Consider the following 15,548-nt stretch of genomic DNA (forward strand, 5'->3'; position numbering starts at 1 on the left):
CCCTCCACGCCTGAGCGAATCATGTTGTCGCCAACCGAAATTGGAGGGTTCGGATGGCTTCTTCAAACGACGCCTTTCTGGAGCATGAAGCACCTCGGAACGGTGGAGGTTTGGAATTGCTGGCTATAGACAACAGCGCCGGAAGGCCTCTACGCTATCGATATTGTCAATATTCACTCTATCTAACATCTATTTTGAGTGAAACACAAGGAGGTCGTCTGTGAGTAAACTCATCGGATCACGGAATATTACTCAGGTGCTAGCGCGGGTTGCCGTCGACGCCGCAGTCGTAAAGTCCGCGGAACTGGGTGTGTGCGTCAGCATCGCCGTGGTCGACAGCGCCGGACACCTCGTGTGCTTCGAACGAATGGACAGTGCGCCCTTTCAGACGGCGAAAATCGCAGTTGACAAGGCGTACTCTGTCGCCGGTGACGGCATGGCCACGCACGAGTTCTGGGAAGTTGTCCGCCAGGAGGAGGCCCTGCTGCATGGCGTGGCCACGATCGACGGGGCAACCATTATCGGCGGAGGACTACCCGTCCTGCACGACAGCGAATTGGTCGGTGCCGTTGGAATCTCCGGAAAGAGCTCCATGAGCCAGGACCGTGAGATCGCCGAAGCTGCCGTCGAGGCTGTTGCAGCCTCTCTGACGCCCTGAAGCTTCGATTTCGCGCGGCTCGAGCACACCTTCCTCTCAGAACGCCTGCCTCAACGTCCCAATATAGATGTCCAGCCCTAAGGAGCACCTTATGTCAATTCAGCCGATTCCCGACCTTGTCCTCAATGACGGATCTATAATTCCCCAGATCGGCCTGGGCATCTTCGGCCCAAACGACGCCTCTGCCGCCGACACCGTGGCTACGGCACTCAAACTTGGTTACAGGTCATTTGATACGGCCGAACAGTACAAGAATGAAACCGGCGTGGGCGAAGGAATCCGACGCTCCGGTGTCCCTCGCGACGAAATATTCGTCACCACCAAGCTGGGCAATGAAAGCCACGGCTATGACGCGGCGCTCCGCGGATTCGAAGGCAGCCTTAAGCGACTCGGCCTCGACTACGTCGATCTCTTCCTGATCCATTGGCCGATGACGAAGATTGATAAATACGTCGAGAGCTGGCGGACACTTGAGCGTCTGCAGGAAGAAGGCCTGGCAAAATCCATCGGCGTTGCAAATTTTCAGACCCACCACCTTGAGCGATTGATGGCTGAATCAAGCGTGGTGCCCGCCGTCAACCAGATCGAGCTCCATCCCGGCCTGCGCCAAGCCGAGTTGAAGGCATTCAACACTTCGCATTCCATTGCGACGATGGCCTGGTCCCCCTTAGCCGGTAACCCGTTTGCTAACCACAAGCTGACTGACAGCCCCGTCCTCATGAGGATCGGCGCGAAGTACGGGAAGAGCGCGGCCCAAGTAATTATCAGGTGGCACCTTGACCAAGGCAACGTGGTCATCCCGAAGACCGTGAGTCCCGACCGGATGATCGAGAACACGCAGGTCTTCGATTTCCAGCTCGAGGAATCCGATCTCGCTGAGATCGCCGCACTTGAGACCGGGATCCGGAATCCCTACGACCCTGACCTTATGGATTGACTACGGCGCAAGCCCCTCGCATCACCTCGATGTAATTTTTAACATCAAATAACAGATTTTGGCTTGAGACCTTCCGTTTTGAATAATGTGAGGTTAGTGTTGTTCATCACATCATGTAACACTCAACGATGAGGATACAAAAATGATTCAGCATTCATTGACTGGCCAGCAGTCGAACCGCAAGTGGACCTCCGTTCGAGCAGCGGCCGTCCTGAGCGCAGGTATGCTTGCGCTCTCCGCGTGCGCCGGGGCCCCAGGAAACGCCGGAGGACCGAAGGAAGACTACTACCTTCCCGAGAACCTCGCCCTTTATGCGCCCGACAGTGCCACGGTACTCAAACCGGCTCCGGGGAACCCGGTCACAGGACCCGTCACAAAACAGACCCTGACCCTCCCCTATGCAGGAGCCTTGCCCGTCCCCGACGGACCCATAGGAGACCCGGCGAAAACCTACACCTTCTGCTTCTCTCAAGGGCTGGCCAACAATCCCTGGTCCACTGCACAAAAGGAAAGCCTCATGATCGAGGCCGCCAAGCATCCCAATGTCCAGATCAAGTACACAGAGACGAATGATCCGAGCGCACAAGTCGCGGACCTCCAGTCTTGCGTGAGCCAAAAGGTCAACGGCATCCTCGTATTTCCCCAGTCAGTGGGTCCACTGACTCCTGCCATCGATGCAGTCTGCAAAGCCGGCATTTTCGTCATCGGCATGGAACGGACGGTAGACACCGACTGCCCTGATTCCTGGATCTACCTCGACTACAAGCAAGGTGCCATCCAGATTGCCAATACCATCGGCGACTCGCTGAAGGGTAAAGGTACCGTCGTGGAGACGCAAGGAACGATGGGTTCCTCTCCGCAGATTCTGCGGCACGAAGGGTTCATAGCCACCCTGAAGTCCAAGTACCCGGACATCACCCTTAATGAAACTTCTCCCGGCGACTTCGATCGCACGAAGGCATATCAGGCCGCACTCAGCTTCCTCCAGTCACCTCAGGGGCAGAAAATCGACGCGTGGTACACCCAATACAGCGAAATGGCGCTGGGTGTTTACGCCGCGATGCAGCAGACGGGACGGACAAACATTCCTCTATATACGTGGGGGGACGACAAGGCCACTACTGCGGCCATCCAGCGCGGAGAAGTCCTAGCCGCTGTTCCCGCCACGCCCCTGCACGCCGATCTGGCCCTTCGAGTAGCCATCCAAGCAATTGATAAAAAAGATTTCCCGAAGCGCATCATGCTTCAGCAGCCGCTTCTCCTGACCAAAGAAAACGCCGACGCGTACGACAAAACCACCTGGGGTTCCGCGGGCTAAGCGGGGTAAAAGCCGATTCTCGGCTGCCATTAACGCCGACCAGGAAAGGTAATTCTCATGTCAAAATTCTGGCTTCCAGCACGACAAGAACCGGAGCAAGCCGCCCCCGAGGCCGTCAATGGCACCGGCGACCGGCCTGTTGTGGCTCTGCGTGGCATAACCAAGAAGTATCCAGGCGTGCAGGCACTCACCTCTGTGGACCTGGACATCTTTCCGGGGACCGTTCACGCGATTAGCGGCGAGAACGGTGCAGGAAAGTCGACGTTGTCGAAGGTCATCTGCGGACTCGTGCAGCCCGATGCAGGGGAGGTGTATATCGACGGAAAAAAGGTGCATCTCACCTCTCCTCAAGACGCCCGCCTTCTGGGAGTCAGTGCGGTCCCGCAGGAACTTTCCCTTGTTCCCAATATGTCAGTAGCGGAGAACATCTGCGTCGCCTCCTTCCCTGCGCGCTCCGGGGTGGTCTCACGCAAGGCTCTCAGGGCCAAGGCGCAGCCGGTGCTTGACTCGCTCGGCCTCACCATCGATCCGTTCTCAGAACTGAGCGAGCATTCCCCCGGCATCCAACAACTGGTCATGATCGGAAGGAGTTTTGTCGGCAAAGCCAGGATCATCATTCTGGACGAGCCAACCGCTGCTCTGACGGAACCCGAAGTCGCACACCTTTTCGAGGTTGTGGAAAAAGCCAAAGCTGCCGGCACAGCTTTCATACTGGTCAGCCACCGCCTTCAGGACCTCTCGCAGATTGCCGACACGGTCACCGTGCTTCGGGACGGGGTCAAAATCGTCACCGAGCCAATGAGCCGGATGAGCCATGACGATATCGTCAAGGCAATGGTGGGGCGGCCCATTGAACGGTTCACACATGAGATTCACGACGGCGGCGGCATCCAGTTCGAGGTCAAATCCGGCCGTCTCGAGATGACCCCGAGACTGTCGGTGAAGAACCTGTCGAGCCTCGGCAAATTCGAGGACATCAGCTTTGATTTGAACCCCGGAGAAATCGTGGGCATGGGCGGGCTGCTGGGAGCAGGCCGCAGCGAAGTTGCACGGGCGATCTTCGGCGTCGACAGCTACGATTCCGGCACCATCGAGGTGAACGGGGTGCCGCAACGGCTACGCAATCCCCGGCAAGCCATCCGCGCGGGCATCGTGATGGTTCCTGAGGAAAGGAAAAGCCAGGGACTGGTACTCGACATGACCATCGAAGAGAACTTCACGCTCTTGCAACCGGAGGTCATCTCTAAAGGCGGGTGGCTCAGTAGGACGGGGTCTGCGCAGCTGGCACGGGACCTGATCGGCAAGCTCAGCGTGAAGGCGGCCGGAGCCGGCGTCCCCGTAGGGACATTGAGTGGGGGAAACCAGCAAAAAGTGGTCATTGCCAGGTGCTTCCTCAACGACTTTCCGGTCTATATCTTCGACGAACCCACGCGGGGGGTCGACGTGAACGCGAAGTTCCAGATCTACCGACTCATCAATGGACTCGCAAAGGGTGGAGCCGGGGTACTCGTTATCTCCTCTGAGTTGTCTGAGTTGCTGGCGATTGCGGACCGGATCCTTGTCATGCGGGACGGCCGCCTTGTGGATGACATCCCGGCCATGGGGGCCACGGAAGAACGCATCCTCTCCTCCGCGATGGTCTAGATCAGGCCCCGGAACCATTTTGATTCTCTGAGAAGGAACAACGCACATGAGCACTGAAGTCGCAACGCCGACTCCCCAAAAGCAGAACTTACGTCGGGAATGGGCCCCGGCGGCCCTACGCAAAGCCGGAGCGCTCCCGGCGCTCGTTGTCGTCCTGATCCTAGGGTCGGCCCTTTCCCCATTCTTTATGACTGTCGACAACATCCGGAACGTCCTAGGTCTAGCCTCGATCATCGGCCTACTGGCAGTGGGACAGGGATTCGTGATAATCGCTGGCGGCGCCGGCATTGATCTTTCGATCGGAGCCACCGTGGCCCTGGCGGCCATCGTCGGGGCGAAGATGGCGCCATACGGCCCTGTCGGAGTAATCGTCGGCGCGTTGTTGACTGGACTTTTCGTCGGCACAATCAACGGGCTGGGAATCGCCTTCGGCCGGTTGCAGCCCTTCATCATCACCCTTGGAACAATGACCATCGCCACTGGCGCCGCTTTTTTCCTCTCGGGCTCCAACCCGATCCGGCTGCGGGGCGACAATGCGCTGAAGTGGCTCAGCACTGACCTATTCGGCATACCCGTTCCAGTGATCGTTTTCGTTCTGACCGTCGCGATTGCTCAGATTGTGCTGTCAAAGACTGTTTTTGGGCGTCAAATCTACGTCTTGGGCGGCAACGAGGAGGCGGCCCATTTTGCCGGCATCCCCGTTGTTAGGCACCGCATGACGGTTTACATGATTTCAGGCCTCTGTGCAGGCATGGGGGCCCTTGTCCTGATGTCACGCCTGCAGACAGCGGACCCGGCCTACGGCCGTGGCTATGAACTTGCAGCCATCGCGGCTGTCGTCGTCGGCGGCGCCCCGCTCACGGGCGGAGTCGGAACCATTCGCGGCGTTGCGGTCGGCGTCCTGATCATCCAGTTCATCACCAACATCCTTGATCTGCTCAACGTCAATCCCTATATCCAGGCCATGGTTCAGGGGCTCATCCTGATCGCGGTCGTCGCACTCAACAGGCGCGGCTCGGCAACCTCGGTCCAAGCGCTGAAACGGTCTGTGCCGCTGATATGCGGTCTGGCACTGGGCGCGATCCTCCTCTTCGGGTTGCCGCACTGACGCATTCAGTCCGGCACCCGTTCAATCCAAAAGGTCACCCCTTCAGAGGTGCAAAGAAAGGTTAGGTAGTCATGATTCCCAGGAAGAAACCTGAGCCGGTCGAAGTATTGATCATCGGCGCAGGCGCCTCCGGCGGCACGGCCGCCAAGGTGTTTACAGAGGCCGGGATCCGTGTGGTCGCACTTGACCGGGGCCCATTCTTGCGAAATGAACAATTCTCCGGTGACGAACTCAAATACCTGAACCGGAACTACGTATGGCCTGATCCTCAGCTGAAGCCACGTACGTACAGGCCCGATGAGGAAAGCCCCGAAGAAGAAGTCCAGTTCTCCCCGACTCCACAGGGTGTCGGGGGCGGAACGATCCATTGGGGTGGCATCGTTCCCCGGATGACGGAGGACGACTTCCGCCTCCGTTCGCTGCACGGTGATATTCCCGGCGCGAGCCTGGTCGACTGGCCCATCGAATACGGTGATCTTGAGCCTTACTACACGCGCGTTGAATGGGAGCTTGGCACTTCGGGACTTGCAGGCGCCAACCGATGGGAAGGACCACGTTCCAAGGGATACCCCACGAAGCCGGTCGAGCTGACGCACTATGGGCGTGTTTTTGCACAGGCCATGAAAAAGATGGGCCAAAGCACGTTCCCGATTCCGCAGGCAATGGTCACCGAGCCGTATCGAGGCCGCAACGCGCACGTGAATTCGGGCTTCTGGCAGCAGTATGGCGACCCCGTAGGGGCCAAATCTTCAACGGCGAATACGTTCATTCCGGACGCACTTGCCACGGGGCTGCTTGATCTCAGGCCGGACTGCTATGTCCGGGAGATCATTCTTCACCCGGACGGAACAGCCAAGGGCGCCATTTACACCGATGCCGACGGCAATGAGGTTGAGCAGCTTGCCGATATCGTGATCTGCTGCGCCGGGGCAATTGAAACCACACGCCTGCTCCAACTATCGAAATCAGCGAGCCATGCCAACGGGCTCGCCAACAGCAGTGGTCTGCTAGGAGCAAACGCCACTTTCCACGAGTACCTGTTCGCGATCGGGCTGTTCGACAAGGAGGTGGTGGATCCCCTGTATCCCTGGGCCGGCCACTACATGAACACCATGTCGTTCGACTACTACCAGACTGACTATGACCGCGGTCACATGCTGGGGACGCTCATCTTCGCCTCGATGCTTGGCCATCCCGTCAACTGGACCTTCCCCGGGCGACCCACGTGGGGGCAGGCCTCGAAGGACGCTGATCGCGATCTGTTTAACCACAGCATGAAGCTCGGTGTCATGGTCCAGGATCTACCCGTCGAATCCAACCGGGTAGACCTCGACCCAAACGTCGTCGACGCCTGGGAACTGCCAGTCGCCCGCATTACCCACACTCCCCATGCCAACGACTTCGCCCAGGCCAAGTGGCAGGTCGCGAAGAACATGGAAATTCTGGAGGTGGCAGGCGCCAGCAAGATCATCCCGGTCAACCTCGAAAAGATTACAGGCAACTGCTGCCACGAAATGGGTACCGCACGGATGGGCAACGACCCGTCAAAGTCCGTCGTCGACAAATGGTGCCAGACCCACGATGTGCCGAACCTTTACATCTTCGACGGCAGCTTCTTCCCAACCTCGACCGGCGTGAATCCGACGCTTACTATCATGGCCAACGCCTGGCGGTGCACTGAACGCATCATCCATGTCCGCGGCAAAGGCCGCACAGCAGACTGATGCCACTTTCCCTGATTAAACAGACAACAAGGAGGGTTTCTCCCATGGTCAGCCAATCCCAGGCCCACTGGCCCACGGTGCCGATTTCGGCTCGAGACGTAGACGGGCTCCTGTTCTTCACGGACGAGGAGTGGACCCTAGTCCGGGCCGCGACGGCCAGAATCATACCCGCGGATTACGATCCCGGAGCGGCGGAAGCCGATGTCGTACGATTTCTTGACCGTTTTCTGTCCGGTGACTTCGTGTATGCCAGCGCCACTGGTGACGGATTCCTGGAAATACGCGGGAAGGAGGCCGAAGCCTGGCAAGCGCGAATCAAGCACAGGCAAACGGTATACCGCCAAGGACTAGCGGCCCTGAAAGCGCTCAGTTTGAACAAATATGGCAAGGACTTCCACGAGCTATCGGATGACGAGCAGGACGAACTGCTCGTTGAAACCTCCGGACGGCCAAAGCCGCGGCACGTTCAGTTGCACGATAACGAAGATTTCAACTCAGGGGAGGGGGGCCCGCCCCCGACCAACCAGCCCGTCAGCGACACCGGCCTCGGATTCTTCGACATGCTGGTCGCCCACACGCGTCAGGGGTTCTATGCCGATCCCGTGTATGGAGGTAACAAGGACTTTGTCGGGTGGCGAGTCATCGGGTTCGACGGGCCGAAATCCTTGGCTGACACTGTAGCCGGCCGTTATACGACGACTGACTACATGATCATGGGAGCCACCTGGCCGTATGCGCAAAGTCCCAGGGTCCAGCGCTTCGGCCGCTAGGGCTGTCTAGAGCCCGCGAGTTTCGTTACCAAGCCCAAGCACAGGCACCCGTTGTGTTATTTGTTGTTATTTGAATCGTCGAAATTCGAAAACATGGGCTAACAACCTCTTGACGGCGCCCCATCTGCTTGTAATATACTGATAAATGTCACAATAAGTTAGACGTAGCTGTTTATCCAGCCAACGAAGATTGGAGTAAGAAAGTGGAAAAGACTCGCATCATTCTCGATACGGATATTGGAACCTACTATGATGACGCCTTTGCGGTGATGTTCGCGGCTCAGTCGCCGGAGCTGATCGTCGAGGGTGTCACTACCTGCTACGGAGACACGCACTTGCGGGCTCAGATCGCAGTTAAGGTCCTGGAGGCGGCCGGCCGTAGCGACATCCCGGTGTTCAAGGGCATCGGCATGCCGATGCGCGGCCATGCACTGATGTTTGGTTTCGAGGGCGAAGGCATCCTCGAAGAGGGCGAAGAGCCCCAATACGAAGATCAGCACGCAGTTGATTTCATCATCGAAACGATCATGAACAACCCTGGTGAAATCAAGGTCGTCACCCTGGGTACGGTGTCTAACGTCGCCCACGCGATCCTTCGCGAGCCGCGGGTCGTGGAGAACATCAAGGAACTCATCATCATGGCGGGCGTTGTTATCCCGATTGTGGATGAGAAGGGCGTGCGTCGCTCGCCTCGCGAGGAGTACAACTTCAACAACGATGCCATCGCTGCTGAAATCGTTCTGAACTCCGGGATGCCGATCACATACGTTCCGTGTGATGTGACGCTCTACACCCCGCTCTTGAAAGAAGACGAAGAGCGAATCCGGAAAGCCAACACTCCAATTACGGAAATGGCCACCCGTATTCTCGACCTGTGGCCCCCGCAGGAGAAGCTGATCTACACCGCCGTGGGAATTGCAACCGAACACACGGCCCTGTGGCTGCATGATCCGCTCGTGGTCATGCATGCCTTCGATCAGACCCTGCTGAAGCTGTTCCCGCTGCACATCGCCACGGAATACAACCTGACGCCGATCGAACGTGACATGTACGTTGCGAACGCGAACGGACAGCAGGATCTCTTGCGCACCAACCCCAAGAAGCTGCCGCCGAACATGGACGTGGCGCTTGAAGTGGATGGTCCCCGGGTCAGCCACTTCTTCGCCGATCGCCTCACAGCACCGCTCGGAAACGGCGTTACGAAGGAACTGGAAACCCAGGGCGCCTCTTTGTAGATTCCGCATACGGAACATGCGCCACTCCGCCCGAACCTGGGCGGAGTGGCGCATGGCTGTCGGGCAAACATTCCTGTTGTCAGGATGTTTCGCCCACTCAAGATCGTTTTCAGCAGAAATCCTATGCCCGCACGACCAGGTGCTGGCCGCATATTGGTGAAAGGAGCAGGACATGAAATCAGGTCAGGGATCAACATCCCTTGGGAAGCGGGATAGCAAGGCGGCCGTTGAAGGCCGCCCCGGTCCGCGGCTCCCCGGACGACGCATGATCCTTGTGCTGACTCTCTTGGTCTCGTGGATTGCGACCTTTTTCCAAGGCAGTGTGGGTGCAGCCGCTGAGAAGGCCTGCTACGAATCGATCCGTGCGGCCCTCCACGACTCCGGTTCAGTTGCGTTCAGCGATGTCACTAGATCGGGAGGTGACCCGGTTTGGACGGTCAATGCGACCGCCGACGTTGAAAATTCACAGGGAGCTGCGACGCACATCAAATATGTGTGCCGAACTCACCATGAGCCTGGCAGTACCGACTGGAACGTTGACTCTTTGTCACGGTAAGGCGACGCCGGCACGGTTCCGCCGACGCGCTCATCGGGCAGGTCGCAACAACATCCCTTCTCCAGCAGAAAGTGAAGAAACAACTTGAATACCACACGTAACAAGCAAGTCGTCGTCGGCGCTGACTTTGCGGGATTTCCGCTCAAGGAAGCCGTCAAGCGGCATCTCATCGAGCGCGGCTGGAGTGTTACCGACCTGACTCCAGTTCAAAAAGATGCGCCGATGTACCATCGCGTAGGGTTCCTTGTTGGCTCACGCATCTCTGAGCGTGAATTCGAGAAAGGATTGCTGTTCTGCGGTTCCGGCATGGGGATCCACATCGCCGCCAGCAAGTGTCCCCACGTGCACGCCGCTGTCTGCGAAAGCGTGGTGACGGCTCGACGCGCCGCGACGGCGAACAACGCGAACGTTCTTGCAATGGGAGGCTTTTACACCGCGCCACGCCTCGGAATGGCGATGGCCGACGCTTTTCTCGAAAGCAGCCTTGGTGACGGATACGAAGACTGGGACGGATTTTTGGATTACCACCGGATCGGTTTCGACGAGTGTGAGAGCTTCGATTACGACTCCTACAAAGCCAACGGATTTGAGGTCATTGATCCGATGCACGCCGACCTCGGTCCAGAGCCACGCGGCCTTGCCTTTTAGAGGACAACTCTCAGCACAGTGAGGGCCTTTCAGGCTTGTGGGCCTCGGTGCGGGGATGGCGCGCCATCACGGGCTTCACGAGGCTGATGCCGTCCCCGCCCCGTCTGCTTAACGCTCGGCGATGGCAACCAATGCTTCAGCCGTGATCGAAAGTCCCAAAACCTTCGCAATCTGCGCCGAGTTTATGGCATTGGACGTTTTGGCGAAATACGCACTGACTGGCCGGAAGGCAGTGGTTACCGGCGTCAACAGAGGCTAGGGCCTCGCATTCGTGCGGGCGCTCTTGGAAGCAGGCGCTCTGGCGGCGGTTCGATTGTGAACATCGGATCCATGTCCGGTCAAATTGTTAACCGACCACAAAACCAGCCGGCGTACAACGCGTCGAAGGCGGCTGTTCATCACATCACAAAATCGTTGGCGGCCGAGTGGGCGAAGTTTGATATCCGCGCTAATGCGGTTGCTCCGGGATATGTTAAGACAGAATTGGCACCTGTTGATCGGCCGGAATTTCAACGCTTTTGGATTCAGGAACAATGAACCGCTGTGCCGCTCCCGAGGAAATCGCACCAGGTGTCGTACTTCTGCAAGCGAAGCGGCGTCATTCATCACAGGAAGCATTCTCGTGGCTCCGCAGGTCATTGGCCGTCGGGTAGGAAGACTGGGCGCCGAGTCTCATGACTGAGAAGGAGCCCGCAGCAACGCCCAACCGGACCGCCTCCGACAGTGATCCGCCGCCGGCCAAGCACGCGGCGAGTGTGCCGACGAACGCATCCCCGGCCCCGGTGGAATCGACCACGGAGCCAATCGCTGGAGCCGAAACGTGGCCCTCATTCTTCTGGTCGAGCCAGTAGGCGCCTGCCGCGCCCATTGTGATGACTACTGAGTAGGCGATCTCGCCGAGCTGACGGGCTGCATCGCGGGCGCTTGCTTCATCGAATACGGGCCTGGATATCAGCGCGCTGGCCTCGGACTCATTCACCACAAGGGGATCGGCATGGCGAAGGAGACGTTCATCAATAGGCACGTATGGGGCGAGGTTAAGTACGCATCGCAATCCAGCCCGCTGTGAGGCATTCAAGGTTTCCTGGATAGCAGCTACCGGCACCTCTGCCTGGACCACAACGACTGCACCGCGGCGAACGTCGTTCAGGGATTCTCTGACGTGGGCCTCGGACAGGCCAAGATTCGCGCCGGCAACCACCGAGATGGAATTCTCCCCGTTGGGGAAGACCGAGACAAACGCGGCGCCACTTCGTGCGCCCGGCAGGATCTGGACCTGGTGAGTGTCTATTCCCTCAGCCTTTAGGCTGCTGAGCATTGATGCGCCCTCGGCGTCGTCTCCGAAGGCTGCGATGAACCTGACGGAACTCCCCAAGCGTGCCGCGGCCACGGCCTGATTGGCACCCTTGCCGCCTGATTGCGAGTGGAAGCGGTGTGCCAAGACTGTCTGCCCGGGTTCTGGCGGCGCATCAAGCTCAATGATGTAGTCCTGATTTGCGGACCCGACGATGACTACTTCAGCGGACATGCTTCTCCTTATGGCATCTTGGATGCCGGTTGTTGATTTTGACCGAAGCGAATCATCGGCCGGGCATGCGACAGCGACGTTCACGGCACGAACGTTCCGGAATTTTGTAGGTTCTTCATCGCAGAAAGGCCGCGGCGACGCCCGCGTCTACCGGGATGTGCAGGCCCGTGGTGTGCGAGAGTTCGTTGCTGGTGAGCACGGCGGCCGCGTTGGCCACGTGCTCGGGCAGGACTTCGCGCTTGAGCAGGGTGCGCTGGGCGTAGTACTTGCCCAGTTCCTGCTCGTCGACTCCGTAGACGGCGGCGCGCTTGGCGCCCCAGCCGCCGGCGAAGATCCCGGAGCCGCGGACCACGCCGTCGGGGTTGATGCCGTTGACGCGGATGCCGTGCTCGCCCAGCTCGGCGGCCAGCAGGCGGACCTGGTGGGCCTGGTCTGCCTTGGTGGCCGAGTAGGCGATGTTGTTCGGGCCGGCGAAGACCGAGTTCTTGGAGGAAATGTAGACGATGTCCCCGCCCATGCCCTGATCGATCATGACCTTCGCCGCGGCCTTGGAGACCAGGAAGGAGCCCTTGGCCATGACGTTGTGCTGCAGGTCCCAGTCCTTCTCCGTGGTTTCCAGCAGGGGCTTGGAGATCGACAGGCCGGCGTTGTTCACCGCCAGGTCCAGTCCGCCGAAAGCCAGGACGGCTTCCTGGATGGCGGCGGCGACCTGGGCTTCGTCGGTGACGTCCGCCTTGACTCCGAGGGCGACGTCCGCGCCGCCGAGTTCGGCCGCGACGGCGCGGGCGTTGTCCAGGTTGAGGTCGGCGATGACCACGCAGGCGCCTTCCGCGGCGAGGCGGGTGGCGATCGCCTTGCCGATGCCCGACGCCGCGCCGGTCACCAGCGCGATGCGCGTGGCGTGCGACTTGGGCTTGGGCATCCGCGCGAGCTTGGCTTCCTCGAGGGCCCAGTATTCGATCCGGAACTTCTCGGATTCCTCGATCGGGGCGTAGGAGGAGATGGCCTCGGCGCCGCGCATCACGTTGATCGCGTTCAGGTAGAACTCCCCGGCGACGCGGGCGGTCTGTTTGTCCTTGCCGTAGGAGAACATCCCGACGCCGGGGACCAGGACGATGGCCGGGTCCGCGCCGCGCAGGGCCGGGGAATCCGCGTCCGCGTGGCGGTCGTAGTAGGCCTGGTAGTCCTCGCGGTACGCGGCATGCAGTTCCTTGAGGCGGGCCACGGACTCCTCGATGCCGGCGTCGGCGGGCAGGTCCAGGACGAGGGGCTTGACCTTGGTGCGCAGGAAGTGGTCCGGGCAGGAGGTGCCCAGCGCACCCAGGCGGGGATGCTCGGCGCCTTCGAGGAATTCGAGGACACGCGGATCGTCGCTGAAGTGGCCCACCTGCGGCATGTCGGCCGAAGCGAGGCCGCGGATCACCGGGGCCAGTGCTGCCGCTTTCGCGCGACGCTCGACTTCAGGGAGTGCCGCGTAGCCGGGGAGTTTCGCCCCGAAGGGATCGTTCTTGCCGTTCTCGGCGATGAACTTCTCGGCCTGCTCGATGATCCAGAGGGAGTTGGCCTCGGCTTCCTCGCTCGTGTCGCCCCACGCGGTGATGCCGTGTCCGCCCAGGATGGTGCCGATGGCTTGCGGGTTGGCTTCCTTGATCGCCGCGATGTCCAGTCCCAGCTGGAACCCGGGCCGGCGCCAGGGAACCCACACGACCTTGTTACCGAAGATCTTGGACGTCAGCGCTTCGCCGTCCACCGCCGTCGCGATCGCGATGCCCGCGTCCGGGTGCAGGTGGTCCACGTGCGCGGCATCAACCAGGCCGTGCATGGCGGTATCGATTGACGGAGCGGCGCCTCCTTTGCCGTGCAGGCAGTAATCGAACGCGGCCACCATTTCGTCTTCGCGCACGACGCCGGGGTAAACCGCCTTGAGTGCCTGCAGCCGGTCCAGGCGCAGGACCGCCAGGTTGGCTGCCGTGAGCGTGCCCAGGTCGCCGCCGGAACCCTTCACCCACAACAACTCCACATCCTCGCCCGTCACAGGGTCCGTCTCCGTGCCTTTCGCGGAGGTGTTCCCGCCGGCGAAGTTCGTGTTCCGCTTGTCCGCGCCGAGGCGGTTGGAACGGGTGATCAGATCTTCAACAGCGTGGTTTTCCATGTGACTCATGCTTCCAATCGGGCTAGGTGCTGAGGTGCTCAGCGGCTGTTTGGTCAGCGTTACTCGGTTGGCAGGACAACTCGCTGTCCCGCTCATCGAACGGAGGGCGTTTGCCGCTGGAGGGGCAGATTTCCCCGCCAGCGGCACCCCCAACGTCGACGTGGTGCTCGACTTAGAAGTCGTATTTGCCGATGTTGCTCTTGTCGAAGACGATCGGGTCACCTACGTTAAGGACTCCGTCCTTCCCGACGGTGTATTTACCCAGCCGGCCGGCCGTGAAGGTTTCGCCTTCCTTGCCGCTGATCGTTCCCTTGGTGAGCGCGTCGATCGCGTAGGTGGCCAGGTAGCCCATGTCCTTCGGGCTGTACAGCGCAAAGGCTGAGACGGTGCCGTTGTTGATGTAGTCCCGAGTCGCGTTCGGCGTGCCGAGGCCGGTCAGAGCGACCTTGCCCTTGAATGACGAGTCGGAGATGTAGCGCGCCGCGGCCGCCAGGCCCACATTCGTGCAGGCGATGATGCCCTTGAGCTGAGGGTGTGACTGCAGCAAGGCGGCGGTCTTGTTGAACGACTCCTGGTCGTCGTCGTTGCCATAGACGGTATCCACAAGCTTCAGGTTCGGATGGTTCTTGGCCAGCTCGGCCTTCATTCCCGAAATCCAAGCGTTCTGGTTCTTAGCGTTTGCCGATGCACCGAGGATCGCGACCTCTCCGCTCTCGCCGATCTGCTTTACGAGCAGGTCCACCTGAATCTTCGCAATGCTCGCATCGGTCGCCGGGGCTATGAACAAGTCCCTGAACTTAGGCTCAACGTCGGAGTCGAAGGTCACTACTTTTGTGCCGGCCTTGCGTGCCGCAGTCAGGGCCGAGCCCGGAGCAGTCGGGTCGCTTGCCGAGAGTACGATTCCGGTAGTCCCCTGTTGGCTGAGTGTGTTGATGAAGCTGACCTGGGCATCTGCAGCCGAAACAGCGGGGCCGACCTCAGCAAACGTGCCCTTGAGCTCCTTCGACGCTTCCTCGCTGCCTTTGGCGGCATCCTGGAAGTAGGGATTGCCCAGCGCCTTGGGCAGGAAGCCAATGCTCAGGTCCTTGGCCGCGGCCTCCTGGGAGGAGCCGGGCGATCCAGAGGTCTCGCCTGCGCCGCAGGCGGAGGTGACAAGGGCCACGCTGGCGGCGACCGCTGCCAGTGCTGCCAGTCGGGAGGGACGTGACCCCCGGGATGTGAATAGCGACATTTCTTTGGTTCCTTTCAATGACGAACAAAAATGAGATGG

The 15,548-nt window shown here is 59.8% G+C and carries 13 protein-coding genes; 10 read left to right on the forward strand and 3 right to left on the reverse strand.

The window, feature by feature from the left end:
* The first annotated feature begins 220 nt into the window (after positions 1–220).
* The 10 genes from LFT47_RS03570 to LFT47_RS21415 all read left to right on the forward strand — a co-directional run bounded on the left by LFT47_RS03570 (position 221) and on the right by LFT47_RS21415 (position 11,135).
* Positions 221–658 (forward strand): GlcG/HbpS family heme-binding protein, encoded by a 438-nt coding sequence (locus LFT47_RS03570; RefSeq protein ID WP_236815310.1) that lies wholly within the window; start codon positions 221–223, stop codon positions 656–658.
* Positions 659–749: 91 nt separating this feature from the next.
* Complete coding sequence (locus LFT47_RS03575; protein ID WP_236815312.1) at positions 750–1,595, forward strand: aldo/keto reductase; 846 nt, start codon at positions 750–752, stop codon at positions 1,593–1,595.
* Between the two features lie 142 nt (positions 1,596–1,737).
* On the forward strand, positions 1,738–2,913 hold the full coding sequence (locus LFT47_RS03580) for a sugar ABC transporter substrate-binding protein (protein WP_236815314.1): 1,176 nt from the start codon (positions 1,738–1,740) through the stop codon (positions 2,911–2,913).
* Between the two features lie 57 nt (positions 2,914–2,970).
* Positions 2,971–4,557, forward strand: coding sequence for a sugar ABC transporter ATP-binding protein (locus tag LFT47_RS03585; RefSeq protein WP_236815316.1), 1,587 nt, complete (start codon positions 2,971–2,973; stop codon positions 4,555–4,557).
* A gap of 46 nt (positions 4,558–4,603) precedes the next feature.
* Complete coding sequence (locus LFT47_RS03590) at positions 4,604–5,665, forward strand: ABC transporter permease (protein ID WP_236815317.1); 1,062 nt, start codon at positions 4,604–4,606, stop codon at positions 5,663–5,665.
* A gap of 71 nt (positions 5,666–5,736) precedes the next feature.
* The gene (locus tag LFT47_RS03595) at positions 5,737–7,389 is read left to right on the forward strand and encodes a GMC family oxidoreductase (RefSeq protein ID WP_236815319.1); all 1,653 of its coding nucleotides are present in this window, start codon (positions 5,737–5,739) and stop codon (positions 7,387–7,389) included.
* A 44-nt stretch (positions 7,390–7,433) separates the two neighbouring features.
* A complete protein-coding gene (locus tag LFT47_RS03600) occupies positions 7,434–8,159 on the forward strand; it encodes a gluconate 2-dehydrogenase subunit 3 family protein (protein WP_236815321.1) in 726 nt (241 codons plus the stop codon).
* Positions 8,160–8,362: 203 nt separating this feature from the next.
* A complete protein-coding gene (locus LFT47_RS03605; protein WP_236815323.1) occupies positions 8,363–9,394 on the forward strand; it encodes a nucleoside hydrolase in 1,032 nt (343 codons plus the stop codon).
* A gap of 640 nt (positions 9,395–10,034) precedes the next feature.
* Positions 10,035–10,598: an RpiB/LacA/LacB family sugar-phosphate isomerase gene (locus LFT47_RS03610; protein ID WP_236815325.1), complete on the forward strand. Its 564-nt coding sequence runs from the start codon at positions 10,035–10,037 to the stop codon at positions 10,596–10,598.
* A 330-nt stretch (positions 10,599–10,928) separates the two neighbouring features.
* Complete coding sequence (locus LFT47_RS21415) at positions 10,929–11,135, forward strand: SDR family oxidoreductase (protein ID WP_336885427.1); 207 nt, start codon at positions 10,929–10,931, stop codon at positions 11,133–11,135.
* Between the two features lie 61 nt (positions 11,136–11,196).
* On the opposite strand, the gene LFT47_RS03620 is transcribed toward LFT47_RS21415, so the two are convergent.
* From LFT47_RS03620 to rhaS, 3 genes are all read right to left on the reverse strand, one after another.
* Entirely contained in the window at positions 11,197–12,126 is a 930-nt protein-coding gene (locus LFT47_RS03620) for a ribokinase (protein ID WP_236815327.1), read from the reverse strand.
* A gap of 115 nt (positions 12,127–12,241) precedes the next feature.
* Complete coding sequence (locus LFT47_RS03625; RefSeq protein WP_236815329.1) at positions 12,242–14,278, reverse strand: bifunctional aldolase/short-chain dehydrogenase; 2,037 nt, start codon at positions 14,276–14,278, stop codon at positions 12,242–12,244.
* Between the two features lie 172 nt (positions 14,279–14,450).
* A complete protein-coding gene (gene rhaS / locus LFT47_RS03630; RefSeq protein ID WP_236815331.1) occupies positions 14,451–15,509 on the reverse strand; it encodes a rhamnose ABC transporter substrate-binding protein in 1,059 nt (352 codons plus the stop codon).
* Between the last annotated feature and the right edge of the window lie 39 nt (positions 15,510–15,548).

This window comes from Arthrobacter sp. FW306-2-2C-D06B, from assembly GCF_021789175.1.
Taxonomy (GTDB): Bacteria; Actinomycetota; Actinomycetes; order Actinomycetales; family Micrococcaceae; genus Arthrobacter.